Origin of the sequence: Xanthomonas sp. LMG 8993 (assembly GCF_009835065.2) — a bacterium.
Lineage (GTDB): Bacteria > Pseudomonadota > Gammaproteobacteria > Xanthomonadales > Xanthomonadaceae > Xanthomonas > Xanthomonas arboricola.
Window position 1 is genome coordinate 532,660 of the sequence record NZ_QVIF02000003.1, and the last position, 13,211, is coordinate 545,870.

General features: G+C 65.7%; 11 protein-coding genes. 5 read left to right on the plus strand and 6 right to left on the minus strand.

Features of this window, described 5'->3' with window-relative positions; all coding sequences use genetic code 11:
* The first annotated feature begins 216 nt into the window (after window positions 1-216).
* The gene (locus DYQ94_RS08610) at window positions 217-1,308 is read left to right on the plus strand and encodes a DUF1615 domain-containing protein (RefSeq protein WP_046345610.1); all 1,092 of its coding nucleotides are present in this window, start codon (window positions 217-219) and stop codon (window positions 1,306-1,308) included.
* A 50-nt stretch (window positions 1,309-1,358) separates the two neighbouring features.
* On the opposite strand, the gene DYQ94_RS08615 is transcribed toward DYQ94_RS08610, so the two are convergent.
* On the minus strand, window positions 1,359-2,792 hold the full coding sequence (locus DYQ94_RS08615) for a GAD-like domain-containing protein (RefSeq protein ID WP_065032153.1): 1,434 nt from the start codon (window positions 2,790-2,792) through the stop codon (window positions 1,359-1,361).
* Between the two features lie 403 nt (window positions 2,793-3,195).
* Here DYQ94_RS08615 and DYQ94_RS08620 point away from each other — a divergent pair, with 403 nt between their 5' ends.
* Entirely contained in the window at window positions 3,196-5,520 is a 2,325-nt protein-coding gene (locus DYQ94_RS08620; RefSeq protein WP_160955225.1) for a S9 family peptidase, read from the plus strand.
* Between the two features lie 136 nt (window positions 5,521-5,656).
* On the opposite strand, the gene DYQ94_RS08625 is transcribed toward DYQ94_RS08620, so the two are convergent.
* Window positions 5,657-7,588, minus strand: a complete 1,932-nt coding sequence (locus DYQ94_RS08625) for an alpha/beta hydrolase family protein (protein ID WP_237475022.1) — start codon at window positions 7,586-7,588, stop codon at window positions 5,657-5,659.
* A 168-nt stretch (window positions 7,589-7,756) separates the two neighbouring features.
* Window positions 7,757-8,092, minus strand: coding sequence for a DUF3817 domain-containing protein (locus DYQ94_RS08630; protein WP_024937823.1), 336 nt, complete (start codon window positions 8,090-8,092; stop codon window positions 7,757-7,759).
* 149 nt (window positions 8,093-8,241) lie between these two features.
* On the opposite strand from DYQ94_RS08630, the gene DYQ94_RS08635 reads away from it, so the two are divergent.
* The 3 genes from DYQ94_RS08635 (at window position 8,242) to DYQ94_RS08645 (ending at window position 10,538) form a co-directional block, all read left to right on the plus strand.
* Complete coding sequence (locus DYQ94_RS08635) at window positions 8,242-8,865, plus strand: YiiX/YebB-like N1pC/P60 family cysteine hydrolase (protein ID WP_039531073.1); 624 nt, start codon at window positions 8,242-8,244, stop codon at window positions 8,863-8,865.
* Window positions 8,865-9,860, plus strand: coding sequence for an alpha/beta hydrolase (locus DYQ94_RS08640; protein ID WP_126965205.1), 996 nt, complete (start codon window positions 8,865-8,867; stop codon window positions 9,858-9,860). Before DYQ94_RS08635 ends, DYQ94_RS08640 begins: the two co-directional genes overlap by 1 nt.
* Before the next feature lie 216 nt (window positions 9,861-10,076).
* Window positions 10,077-10,538: a membrane protein gene (locus DYQ94_RS08645; RefSeq protein WP_024937826.1), complete on the plus strand. Its 462-nt coding sequence runs from the start codon at window positions 10,077-10,079 to the stop codon at window positions 10,536-10,538.
* Window positions 10,539-10,678: 140 nt separating this feature from the next.
* Here DYQ94_RS08645 and DYQ94_RS08650 read toward each other — a convergent pair whose 3' ends face one another.
* The 3 genes from DYQ94_RS08650 to DYQ94_RS08660 form a co-directional block, all read right to left on the minus strand.
* Window positions 10,679-11,074 carry a VOC family protein gene (locus tag DYQ94_RS08650; protein ID WP_126965206.1) on the minus strand — a complete coding sequence of 132 codons (396 nt, stop codon included), beginning with the start codon at window positions 11,072-11,074 and terminating at the stop codon, window positions 10,679-10,681.
* A gap of 79 nt (window positions 11,075-11,153) precedes the next feature.
* The gene (locus DYQ94_RS08655; protein WP_126965207.1) at window positions 11,154-12,128 is read right to left on the minus strand and encodes a glutathione S-transferase family protein; all 975 of its coding nucleotides are present in this window, start codon (window positions 12,126-12,128) and stop codon (window positions 11,154-11,156) included.
* A gap of 173 nt (window positions 12,129-12,301) precedes the next feature.
* Window positions 12,302-13,081: an SPFH domain-containing protein gene (locus DYQ94_RS08660; protein ID WP_046345603.1), complete on the minus strand. Its 780-nt coding sequence runs from the start codon at window positions 13,079-13,081 to the stop codon at window positions 12,302-12,304.
* Window positions 13,082-13,211 lie beyond the last annotated feature (130 nt).

The window sequence follows — 13,211 nt, forward strand, 5'->3', positions numbered from 1 at the left end:
GCGTCAAGATCGATAGCGGCCTGCATGCAGCGGGCTTGAATCGGCCTGCAGATCGCATGACCGCGGCCTGCGGCCGTGCTCCTTGGCAAGCGCTGCGCCCCGGCGGGCGACCCGCGCCGTCGCGGCTGCTGCACATCGCCGCATGCAACCACCCCGCGACAGCCACGTAAACTGCGACACGGCACCTGCCGCCGCCCCCTGGATCCTGGAGACGCCGTGACATCCCGCCTGCCCCGCCTGCTCACGCTGCTCGCCGTCGCCTTGCTGTCGGCCTGCGCCACCCAGGCGCCGCGTGCGCCACAGCGCTCCCCGGACGCGGTCAAGGCCGACATCGCGCGGCGCCTGCCGGCCACGCTGGGCGATCGCAACGGCTGGGCCGACGATGTCTACGTGGCGCTGTCCTCGCAGGGGCTGGACACCAGCGCCGAGCACATCTGCGCGGTGCTGGCGGTGACCGAGCAGGAGTCGACCTACCAGGCCAACCCGGTGGTACCCAATCTCGGCAAGATTTCGCGTGCCGAGATCGACCGCCGCGCCAGCGCGCATCACATCCCCGGCTTCATGGTCGATGCCGCCCTGCGCATCGACTCGCCCGACGGCCGCAGCTATGCCACGCGCATCGCGAGCGCGCGCACCGAGCAGGAGCTGAGCCGCATCTTCGAAGACTTCACCGGCAGCGTGCCGCTGGGCGCGCGTTTGTTCGACGGGCTCAACCCGGTGCATACCGCCGGGCCGATGCAGGTCAGCATCGCGTTTGCCGAGCAGCATGCCGAGCGCTACCCGTATCCGCCCGGCGACTCGATCCGCCACGAGGTGTTCAGCCGTCGCGGCGGGCTGTGGTTCGGCACCAGGCACCTGCTCGGGTACCCGGCCAGTTACGACGCCCTGCTGTACCGCTTTGCCGACTTCAATGCCGGCTGGTACGCCAGCCGCAATGCCGCCTTCCAGGCGGCGCTGAGCAGGGCCAGCGGCATCGCGCTGACCCTGGACGGCGACCTGCTGACACCGGGTGCCAGCCTGGATGCGCCCGGCGGCACCGAACGCGCCGCACGCGCCCTGGGCAGCCAGCTGGCGATGAGCGACCGGCAGCTACGCCGCGCCCTGGAAGCCGGCAACTCTGCCGATTTCGAAGACACCGCGCTGTATCGCCAGGTCTTCGCGCTGGCCGAGCGCAGTGCCGGCAAGCCGCTGCCGCGCGCGGTGCTGCCCGGCATCACGCTGGAAAGCCCCAAGATCACCCGCACCCTCACCACCGCCTGGTTCGCGCAACGCGTGAACGAGCGCTGGAAGCGCTGCATGGGCAAGTAAGCGACTGGCTTGCCGCGCTGCGAGCACTGCCTGCGCTGCGCACCGCCATCTCATTCCCCGCTCAGGCGACTGGTCAACACATCGCCGACAACAGGGCCATGTTCCACCTTGCCATCGCTGCCGCGTTGATAGTTGATGCCGACCCGACACGCGGCAGGGTGCATCTCCCAGACCCAGCCATACAGGGCGCGCCCGGTGTCTGGCGGCGAGCGCAGCGGCATGTTCATGCGCAGCCCATCGTCCTGGCCTCGGTCCAATGTGCACATGACGGTGCCGGCGCCGTCGTCTTCAGCATCCGGGTCGACGTCGTCCACATGGGTGATGGTGGCGATGATCGCTTCGGCAGTCACCCGTTGCTGTAACGCGCGTGGAAGATCGGCAAGCGGGGGCGCAGCGCGTCCACCGGAGGGCTCCTCGACAAATGCATCGCCCAACCCCACCTTGCGAAAGTAGTACTCGCTGCGGCCCAGCGTTTTCGAGCCATCCATGGCCGTTGCCATGTCTGCCAGCTCGTCGGCGCGCAGCAGAAACATGTCGGTACCCGAGCGCATGACCACCAGCTGCGCATCGTTGGCATCGCTACCACTGGAGTCGCTGCGCAACCGAATATCGAGCGTCACCTGTTCGTCGCCAATCTCGGTCTGCGTCACCGCATAGCGGCCCGCATACGCACGCACATCGGTGCGTGCAAGGCTGCGATGATCGATTTTCCAAAACAGCAGGCGATACTGGCCGTTGGGCTCGAGCGCCAGCATGCGATGCCAATCGATATACGACGAAAGGTACACGCCGTGCAGGTCGTTGCCGGACTGTGGCGCGTTGAAGAGGCCCTCGAACATGGAGCGCTGCGCTGCGGGTAGCGCCTCACCATTGGTCGTCGCTGCATCGGCAACGGTTGCAGGGCCGTCGACAGCATCGCGAAGCCGGGTGTGCAGCGCCAACGCATCGACCTTGTTGACCCGCAACATCTGCATCGAAAACATCATCTGATCAATCTCGTAGACCTCGCCCGCCGCGAGCGGCCCGCACTCTTTGCGTGCGGCGGCAAGCAGGGCTGGTGGGATCAGGGAGTCGCAGAATTCCGCCTCGCACAGGGACTGGTTGAAGAAGTCGTCCAGGCTCCAGCTCAGGTCAGCGGCGTCTTTGGAGACCGGGTCCAGGTAGACCACGTCTTCGTCGGTGGCGGTCAGCTTGCGGTAGTACAGCAGCGCGCCGAAGGGGGTGAGCGCGATCGGAATACGCCGCGCCGCATCGGGTGGCGAGACGATCCAGCGATCCAGCACCGGTTGCCATTGCCGGGGGTCGATCAGCGCAAGTTGCATGTCGCCATAGTGCCCCAGTCCTTTTTGGCGCCAGAGTTCAAGCAGGCTGGCAGGCAGCACCGGCGCATAGGCGGCAATCAGGTCCGCCGGGGCAGGCTGCGTCTTGCGCGGCGGGTGTGCCTTGATAAAGGGGGACAGTGCCAAGCGGCGGAACCATGACATCAGACGGCCTCCAGTCAACGTTGCGTGCGTGCAGTAAACCCAAATCGTGCCGCATGGCCCTGTGTGGACGCCGAGAAGCGGAGTTCATACCGGGACATTCCCGCAGTCAGTGGCTGGCCGATCACCGGCGTGCGTGCGGTCCACGGGTGTGATCTCCCTCGATGGGCATCGCGCTCGACCAACCCCATCGGTCACGCTGTGGCGGTGCCGGACCGGGCGATGCGCTCGGCAACCGCTCCACCACAGGCCCGCCCCGCGTCGGCCGCCGAAACGCGTGCGGTCCGCCCCGGTCGACAATGGCGCGAGCACGACTTCTGGCAGAGGCACCCGGCCCTCATGGCCGGTAGCATCGGACGGTCGCGCCGACCGCGTTGCGCGCTCCTTTCGTCCCGGAGAGTCTTTCATGCCCACCCCGTTGCCGTTGCGGCAGCTGTTCGCCGCCATCGCCCTGGTCACCCTGCCGGCACTCGCCAGCGCACAGACGCCTGCCGTGACCGAGGCCGACTACGCCCGCGCCGAGCGTCTCACCAGCTATCTGGCGCAACCGCTGGTCGATCACCAGGCCACCCGCATCGACTGGCTGGACGCCACCCACGTGGTCTATGTCGATCACGATGCCAAGGGCAACCAACTGTTGCAGCTGGACACCGCCACCGGCAAGAGCGCGCCGATCTTCAAGCAGTCCGCGTTGGTCGCCTCGCTCAATACGCTGCTCAAGACCGGCGACAAGCCGCTCAAGGCCGACACCTTCGCCCCAGCGGTCAAGCGCACCGCCGATGGCCGCTACCGCCTCAACGTGCGCGACACTGCCGTGGTCTGCGATGCGCGTGCGCGCTGCAGCAAGCTGTACGCAAAGGACAAGGCCGAGCCGGGCGTGCTGTCGCCGGACAAGCGCAGCGAAGCCTTCATCCGCAACTGGAACCTGTGGGTGCGCGATCTCGCCAGCGGCCAGGAGACCCAGCTCACCCGCGACGGTGTGGAAAACTTCGGCTATGCCACCGACAACGCCGGCTGGCAGCACAGCGACAACGCCATCGTTGCGTGGTCGCCGGACTCACGCAAGATCGCCACTTTCCAGCAGGACCAGCGCAAGACCGGCGACATGTACCTGGTCAGCACCAAGCTCGGGCATCCGGAACTGCAGTCGTGGAAATACCCGCTGGCCGGCGACAAGGACGTGACCATGATCGAGCGCGTGGTCATCGACGTGCCCACGCGCAGCGTGCTGCGGCTGAAACTGCCGCCCGACCAGCACCGCTCCACCCTGTGCGATGACGTCAGCTGCTCGCCGGGCCTGTGGGACGATGTGAAGTGGGCGCCGGACGGCAAGACGCTGGCCTTCGTGTCCACTTCGCGCTTCCACAAGCAGGCCTGGTTGCGCATTGCCGATGTCACCACCGGCGACGTGCGCACCGCCTTCGACGAAACCGCCAAGACCTATTACGAAAGCGGCCAGGTCGCCGCCAACTGGGCGTACCTGCCCGGCAGCAACGAGGCGGTGTGGTTTTCCGAGCGCAGCGATTGGGGCCAGCTGTATCTCTACGACCTGGCCACCGGCAAGCCCAAGCGCGCGATCACCACCGGCGAGGGCAACGTCACCGAACTGCTGCGCGTGGACCCGGTGACGCGCACCGCGTGGTTTGTCGGCGTCGGCCGCAGCCCGGGCGTGGACCCGTATTACCAGCAGCTGTGGAAGGTGAGCCTGGACGGTGGTGAGCCGGTGCTGCTCACGCCAGAAGTCGCCGATCACAGCATTGCGCTGGCACCCGATGGCGCCCGCTTTGTCGATACCTACTCCACCTCGGTCACGCCGCCGGTCACGCTGCTGCGCGATGCCGGCGACGGACGCACGGTCAGCACGATCGCCACTGCCGACATCAGCCGCCTCAAGGCCGCCGGCTGGGTGCCGCCGGAGCCGATCACGGTCAAGGCGCGCGATGGCAAGACCACGCTGTACGGCCTGATGTTCAAGCCCAGCAACTTCGACCCGGCGCGCAAGTACCCGATCATCGATTACGTCTATCCTGGCCCGCAGACCGGTTCGGTCCGCGGCCGCAGTTTCCTTGCCGGCCATGGCGACAATCAATCGCTGGCGGAGCTGGGTTTCATCGTGGTCGCCATCGACGGCATGGGCACACCGTGGCGCTCCAAGACCTTCCACGACACCTGGTACGCCAACATGGGCGACAACACCCTGCCCGACCAGGTGGCCGGCCTGAAGGAACTCGGCCAGCGCTATCCGTGGATCGACCTGGGCCGCGTCGGTATCTGGGGCCACTCCGGCGGCGGCAATGCATCCACCGCCGCGATGCTGCGCTACCCGGACTTCTTCAAAGTGGCCTGGTCGGAAAGCGGCAACCACGACAACCGCGGCTACGAGGACGACTGGGCCGAGAAGTATCACGGCGAGCACATCGTCAACAAGGACGGCAGCTCCAACTACGACGACCAGGCCAACGCCACCCACGCCAGCAAACTCAAGGGCAAGCTGATGCTGGTGCACGGCACCCTGGACGACAACGTGCCGCCGTATCTCACCCTGCTGGTGGCCGATGCCCTGATCAAGGCCAACAAGACCTTCGACATGCTGATGCTGCCCAATGCCAAGCACGGCTATGGCGAGCTCACCCCGTATGTCAGCCGCCGCCGCTGGGACTACTTCGTGCAACACCTGCTCGGTGCCACGCCACCGGCCGACTACCAGATGAAACCGATGCCCAAGAACTGAGCGCACGCACGCATGGCAGCCGGCGACCTGAAGGCCCCTGCCACGTAGGAGCGGCCCCGGCCGCGACACTCACCGATCGCTGCGCAGCTTGGCCGCACGTTCCATCCGGACAACGCCGGATGGAACCACCACCCACCTACTTCGCCGTACTGCCACCCAACTGCGTGCTCAGGAACGCCAGCAAGCGGGTGTAGTATTCGCGACGATGCGGCTCGGTGTAGAAGCCGTGGCCTTCATTGGGGAAATACAGCGCCTCCACCGGCACGCCGGCGCCTTTCAGTGCGCGCTCCATGCGCTTGGTGTGTTCGATCGGCGCACGCTCGTCCTTGCCGCCTGCCGCCAGAAACACCGGCACCTTGATCTGCCTGGCCAGCATCACCGGCGAGCGTGCCGCCAGGGTGTCGCGGGCGCCCAGCCAGTCGCCGGTCCAGTTCTTGGCCCAGCGCGCGTAGCGCGCGGTGTCGCGCGCCATCATGTCCAGATCGTAGACGCCGACATAGCCGGCGGCGCAGCGATACAGGGTCGGCTCCTTCGCAACGCCCATCAGCGCAGCATAGCCACCGTAACTGGCGCCGTAGAGACAGATGCGCGAGGCATCGGCCACGCCTTGCGCGATCGCCCAGCGGGTGGCGTCGGTGAGATCGTCCTGCATGCGCCCGCCCCACTCCCTGGCGCCGGCCTGGGTGAAGGCACGCCCGTAATTGGCCGAACCGCGGTAATTGACGCGCAGCACCGCGTAGCCCGCGGCGGCCAGCAGCTGCGCCTCGTCATCGAACTCCCATTTGTCGAAGACATCGAACGGCCCGCCGTGCGGCATCACGATCAACGGCAGCGGCGTGCCAGCCTCGGCATGCAGCGGCTGGGTCAGATAGCCGTGCAACTGCAGGCCATCGCGCGCCTGGAAACTTACCTGCCTGCTCGCCGGGACGGCATCGGGCGGGAACCACTCGCGGCGGCTGAACACGCGGTCGGCATGCTTGCTGACCGTATCGAACAGGTAATAGTCGCCGTTATTGCGATCGCTCCACACATACACCAGCACCAGACGACGGTCGCGGGTGGCCGAGGTGATGTAGACCGCGTTGCCGTCGAAGGCTTTTTCCAGGCTGCGATAGAGCCTGGCCGTCGGTGACTTCTCGTCGAAGAAGCGGTTGCGCACCCGGTCGCTCATGTAGGACGCGCCGATCGGCGTGGTGCCGTCCAGATCGCGCAGGATCCGGTAGGGGTCGACGGTGTCGTCGTGCAACAACGGCGTGGATTTGCCGCTGGCCGGGTCCCATCCCACCAGCACATCGGTGCCGCTCGCCTGTTCCACCTGCAGATAGGCCTGGCTGCCATCGGCCGCAAAACCGAGCGGAAATTCGCGATGCCCGCTGCTGGCGGCATCATTGACCAACCGCCACGGTGCGGCATCGTCGTCGCGGTAATACAGCTTGCTGACGTTGCTCACGTCGGCGCCGTTGGCGAAGCGGATGCGTCCCTGCTGATCGGTCACGAAGTTTGCGCGCCGCACCGGCGAGGTCGCCACGGTACTGCGCCGGCCGGTCTGGATGTCCAGCTTGTCGATGCGGATGTTCGGGTCGCCGACGAACGGGATCGTCGACACCAGGATGTTGCGCGGATCGCCCGGCAAGGTATCGAGCATGAACGTGCCTGGCTCCAGGTCCATCTTCAACTGCACGCCGTTGATATCCGGATTGGTGCCATAGGGGCTGGCCAACAGGCGGCCATTCTTGCCATCGGCGTCGATGGCATGCAGCTGGCCGATCGCCATCGGCTCGTCGCGCGACCCCAGCCGCTGCGCCATCGACACCACGATGCGGTCATCGCTGGCCCACCAGAAATCGTCCACCACGCTATTGGCGCCACCGGTGACTTTCGCGGTGGCCACCTTGTCCTGCCGCCGTACGATGCCCAGTACGGTGCGATCTTCCAACGGCATGGTGAGCGCGAAATACTCACCCGTCGGCGAGATCTTGATCCGCTCGAACTGGTCGCTTTTGAGATAGGGCGTCAGATCCAGCGGTTGCGACGGCGTCTGCGCGCGAGCCGGCACTGTGATGGTCATTGCCACTGCCAGCGCGGCAGTCGCCACCCTCATCCAATAATGCATTGCGACACTCCGCCTCTTCCTTGGTCCGCCTATGGTGGCAAAGGCGGTTTGTGGAGTCCATCGTCTGGCGCGGTGCCATGCAAAGCACGCGGCATCAATGCTGCCTGGCCTGCGCCGACATGCTCAGGTACCGGCGCGTGCGCGCGGGCCCAACAGACCGATACGCCGGAACCACATTTCCAGCGGCACCGTCACCAGCGGCGGCAACGCGGCCAGCAGGCTCAGCGCCCACGCCCACCACGGCCAGCGCAGGCGCAGCGCGGCAAGCACGCTGACCGCCACATAGAACAGGAAGGCCGCGCCATGCAGGCGCCCGAACAGCCACACCACAAGCTCGGTGGTGTGCGTGCCGTACTTGAGCAACATGCCGAGCAACAACCCGGCCCAGGTCAGCCCCTCGATAAAGGCGGCCACCGCAAACAGCCGGCCGATCGGCGACAACGCAGAAGAAGCACGCATGCAACACTCCAGACGGACAGGGATTGCCGCGACGCGATGGCGGCGGCGACGCCCGCTGGCAGTTGCATTCTACAGAGCGCATCGCGCATCGGCAGCCGGCCCGCGTTCCTGGCGATAATGGTGGCCCTTGCACCATCTGCCGGCCTCCCATGCGCACCCTCTTCTTGCTCGCCGTGCTTGCACTGGCACTGCTGCCCACCACCTCCATCGCCGTACAGCTGCAGGACGGCGACTTGCTGTTCGTCACCGCCGCCCGCACCGGCCTGAGCGGTGCCATCGACGATGCCACCGCCAGGCAGGATGCCCCCAGCTTCGATCATGTGGCACTGCTCGCCCATGACGCTACCGGACAGGTGCTGCTGCACGCAGACGAACAAGGCTCGCGGCAGCAGCCGCTGCAGGCATTCGTCGAAGAAGCCAACGCCAAGCATCGGCAGATCCATGTGTACCGGCTGACGGAAGAACAGCGCAATGCGATCCCCGGCGCCATCGCACAGGCACGGCGCATGCTCGGCAAGCCTTACAACCAGACCTACGTGCAGGACGACAACAGCTACTACTGCTCGGACTTCATCGAACGCGCGTTTCGCGCCCAACACGTGTTCGTCCTGCAACCGATGAACTTCAAGAACCTGCAGACCGGCAAGATCTCGCAGTACTGGACCGACTTTTACCGCAGCAAGGGCATGGACGTGCCGCAAGGCCTGCCCGGCACCAACCCGAACGATATGGCGGCTGCTCCCGTGCTGGCGTATGTCGGCCGTTTGAATTGATGCGCGGGAATGCCGCGCGTGGTCAGGAGAGAACGTTGAACAAGGCATTGCCGGCAGGGCTGCTCGCCTTGTCACTGGTTGGCTGCATCAATGCACCACCCGCACCGCAGGAAAAGGCGGCTGTGCCGCAGCAAGCACCGGCACCTGCCAAAGCGGCCATGGCGACCGCGCTAGCTGGGCAACGCGGCGAAGGCCAGCCGTACGAGATTGTCGACAGCCAGGTTTGGGATGTCCCGGATCCGGCATCAGGCCGCCGCTATCAGGTCGTTGTCGGCTTGCCGGCCGGCTACGCCGACCACCCGGAGCGTCGCTATCCGGTTCTTTACGTCACCGATAGCGACTATGCGTTCCCGGTGGTGCGGCAGATCGCGCGCCGCTTGAACGGCGACGGGCCGGCGATCGAGGACTTCATCCTGGTCGGGCTGTCCTACGCGGTGGGCGACGAGCCAATGCCCAGCCGGCGGCGCGATTACACCCCGACACTGGAAAATGGCGGCACCGCACCGCCCAATGCAACCCACGGTGGCAGTACGGCCTACGCGTCCTACCTGCGCCAGCAGGTGCTGCCCTTCATTGCCGGCCGCTACCGAACCGACGAAGGCAAGCGCCTGTTTCTCGGGCATTCCTACGGTGGCCTGCTCGGCACCCAGATCCTGTTGAGCACACCGCAGATGTTTTCCGGCTATCTGCTTGGCAGCCCCTCGTATTGGTACGGCGAGCACGCCACGGCCGCGCAGGAAAAGCGCTTCGCTGCGGTACACACCGATGCGCCGGCACGGGTCTACATGTATGTCGGCGAATACGAGCAGGTGCGCTACAACAAGCAGTACGACATGGTGATCGATGCCAGGAACCTGGTGCAGACGCTGCGCGCGAGACAGTATCCGTCGCTGCAGCTGGAGCTGGAGGTGCTCAACGACGAAGATCACCTGAGTGTCGCACCGCGCGGCATCACCCATGGGCTGAAGTTCCTGTTGAGCACCAAGGCTCCCTGAGTTCAATGCCGCGCGCCGGGTTGCGCGGCGCAAGCCGATACATTCCCGGCAGCGCATCGCAAGCGCATCCAGTGCCGTGCGGGCGCCGCCAATGCACGGCATGCACAAGCTCTTGCCAACGCCCATACATGCGCCGGCCTAGTGTGTGCACATCCATACAGCGTGCCGCACGCAGTGCATTCCGCCTGCGATTGTTGAGCACACGCAGAGGTGTACATGGCTTTGATTCATTCCATCCTGATGGGCGCCGTCGCCGGCATGCGCTCGATGACGCCGCTGGCAGCGGTGACCAATGCTGCGCGTACCGGCAAGCTTCCTGCCGACAACGGCGCACCGCCGCTGCTAGCCAATCCGCTGGCGTCGGCCGGCATGCTCGCGCTTGCCGGCGGCGAGCTGGCGGGCGACAAGATGAAAACCGCGCCCGACCGCATCGTGCTGCCCGGCATGATCGCGCGCATCGCCACCGGCGTGATCGTCGGCGCGGCCCTGGCTCCGCGCCACCAGCGCGGCGTCGCCGCACTGCTGGGCGCGTCCACCGCAGTGGCGGCCGCCTATCTCACCTTCAACCTGCGCATGCGTGCGATCGACCGCTACGGCCAGACCAGCACCGGCGTGGTCGAAGACGCGATCACGGTGGGCGCAGCGACGTTGATCATGCGCGACGCGGCCAAGCACTAGCGACGTCACTCACCTAAGCCTGTCGCGCGCTGCAACCACAGGGCGCGCTATGGCGACGGTGGAATGGCCGTCGCCATAGCGAACCGATGACTCGGTGCGCGTTCGCGCTGCGGCAGTTGCAGCAGCGCAAGTCTCACAGCCTACGCAGGCCGGTAGACCGCGCACAGCTTGTTGCCGTCCGGGTCGCGCACGTAGGCCAGCCAGACCGGCCCCATGCGGCTCTCACGCACGCCCGGTGGATCTTCGATGGACATGCCACCTGCCGCCACCGCAGCGTCGTGGAAGGCCTGCACCTGCTCGGGCGAGCCGCAGCTGAAGCCCACGGTGGTGCCGTTGCCGCTGGTCGCGGGCGCATCGTTGATCGGCTCGCTGACAACGAACGTACTGCCGGCGTGGCGATAGAACAGGCGCATATGGCCCGAGTTGGCAGGATTGACCAGCGGTTCGGCGGCCCCCAGGACGCCGCCGAGCACCGCATCGTAGAACTGCCTGGATCGCGCGATATCGTTCGATCCCACCATCACATGATTCAGCACGCATCACTCCTGTTCGTATCGAAGGCGCACAGCTTAGGGCAGCACGTGGATATCCGGCAGCATTCGGCGAACAGCTGCATCAGCCGCCACGCCCGTGCGGCGCCTGCAGATCCAGCACCGGCCCCAGCGGCACGATGCCGGTGGGATTGATCATGTCGTGACTCTGGTAGTAATGATGCTTGATGTGCTGGAAATTCACCGTGTCTGCGATACCCGGCATCTGATACAGCTCACGCAGGTAGCCGGACAACTGCGGATAATCGGCAATGCGCCGCAGGTTGCATTTGAAATGGCCGACATACACCGCGTCGAAACGCACCAGCGTGGTGAACAGGCGCCAGTCCGCTTCGGTGAGCCGGTCGCCGCACAGGTAGCGCTGCTGGCCCAGGCGCGCATCGAGCCAATCCAGGCTCTCGAATAGCGGCACCACCGCCTCTTCGTACGCAGCCTGCGTGGTGGCAAAGCCTGCCTTGTACACGCCATTGTTGACGGTGTCGTACACACGCGCATTGATCGCATCGATCTGCTCGCGCAGCGGCGCCGGATAGAAATCGCCGGGCGCAGCGCCGACCGCGTCGAAGGCGCTATTGAACATGCGGATGATGTCGGCCGACTCGTTGCTGACCACCGTGTTGCGCTCGCGATCCCACAACACCGGCACGGTCACGCGCCCGGAATACTGCGGATCCGCCTTCAGATAGACCTCGTACAGATGCTGCGCCTGGTGGAGCGCATCGCCCACCACGCCCGGCCCTGGCGCAAACGTCCAGCCCTGCTTGCCCATCAGCCAGTGCACCACCGACACGTCGACCATCGACTCCAGACCTTTCAGGCGCCGGAAGATCAGCGTGCGATGCGCCCACGGGCAGGCCAGCGACACGTACAGGTGATAGCGCCCGGGAGCGGCCTGAAAGCCACCGTCCCCATGCGGGCCGGGGCTGCCATCGCGCGTCACCCAATTGCGGAACTGCGACTGCGAGCGCTCGAAACGCCCACCGCTCTTGTCGGTGTCGTACCAACTGTCCTGCCACTTGCCATCGACCAACAGGCCCATGCTGCCTTCTCCGCTACCACAATAGGCCGCAACCCTAGCCCAGCCGGTCTGGAGAGTGCGTGAGCGACCGTGGTGGCGTGAGCGGACGCGAGCAGCCAGCAGCGTTTGCAGACCGAAGACCCACCGCTGCAAGGCAACAGGAGCGCCGCGTTGCCGTCGGCCGGCAGCGCACGCTACCTGGCAATCACCGACGTGCCGGAAGGCACCATGTAGCAGGCCTGCGCCTTCTTGCAGGCATCGGCATTGAGCTCGGCGATCTGGCTGGCCAGGTACTGCTCGGGCGTCAGGCCCATGCGGTTGCGGTATGCATTGTCGGCATCGGCCTTGGCGACCTGTTCCTGCTCGCGTTGCCGCTCTGCGGTCGTCGCCTCGACCAGCGTCTTGACACGCTGTTGCTGCGCAGCGGTGAGGTTCATCTGCTGCAACACGTCCGGATTGGGGCGCGCGCGTCCGAGCGTGATGTTCTGGATCTGGATCGGCAAGCCTTGTTGCTTGACCAGCGCACTGACGTTCTGGGTGACCGAATCGTCGATCTTCCTGGCGGTATCCGGGTCGCTCATCATCTTGGTCATGTCGTAGCGCTTGACCTGATCGCGCACGATGGACGCGTACTGGCTGGCGACATTGTTCTTGAACCAGTCCTGCCCAAACCCGGACAGCAGCAAGGCCGGGGCGGTGATCCGGTACTGGATCTGGGTCGAGAAGTCCAACAGGATATTGTCGCTGGAGGAGAAATCGTCGAAGGCCACCTGCACGGTTTGCGGGGTGACATCCACATACGACGCAGAGGTGGTCAACCAAGTGTACGTGCGCCCGGGATCACGCACATCGTCCAGGCGGATGCCCCCCTTGCCAAAGAACAGCGGTTTATCCACCAGCACGGCCTGTTGTCCCGGATCAGGCGAGACCACCGTACACGCACAGAGCAAGCCGGCCAGCCCGAAAGCCAGCATGGAATTCTTCATCAATGTCCCCTTGAATGGACGGGCGTGAGGCCCCTCCGGTATGGGGAAAGATTATCCAATCCGGGATGCGATCGCACCCCGGCCTCCCGCATGACGGGCGGCAACACGTCGCTGCATG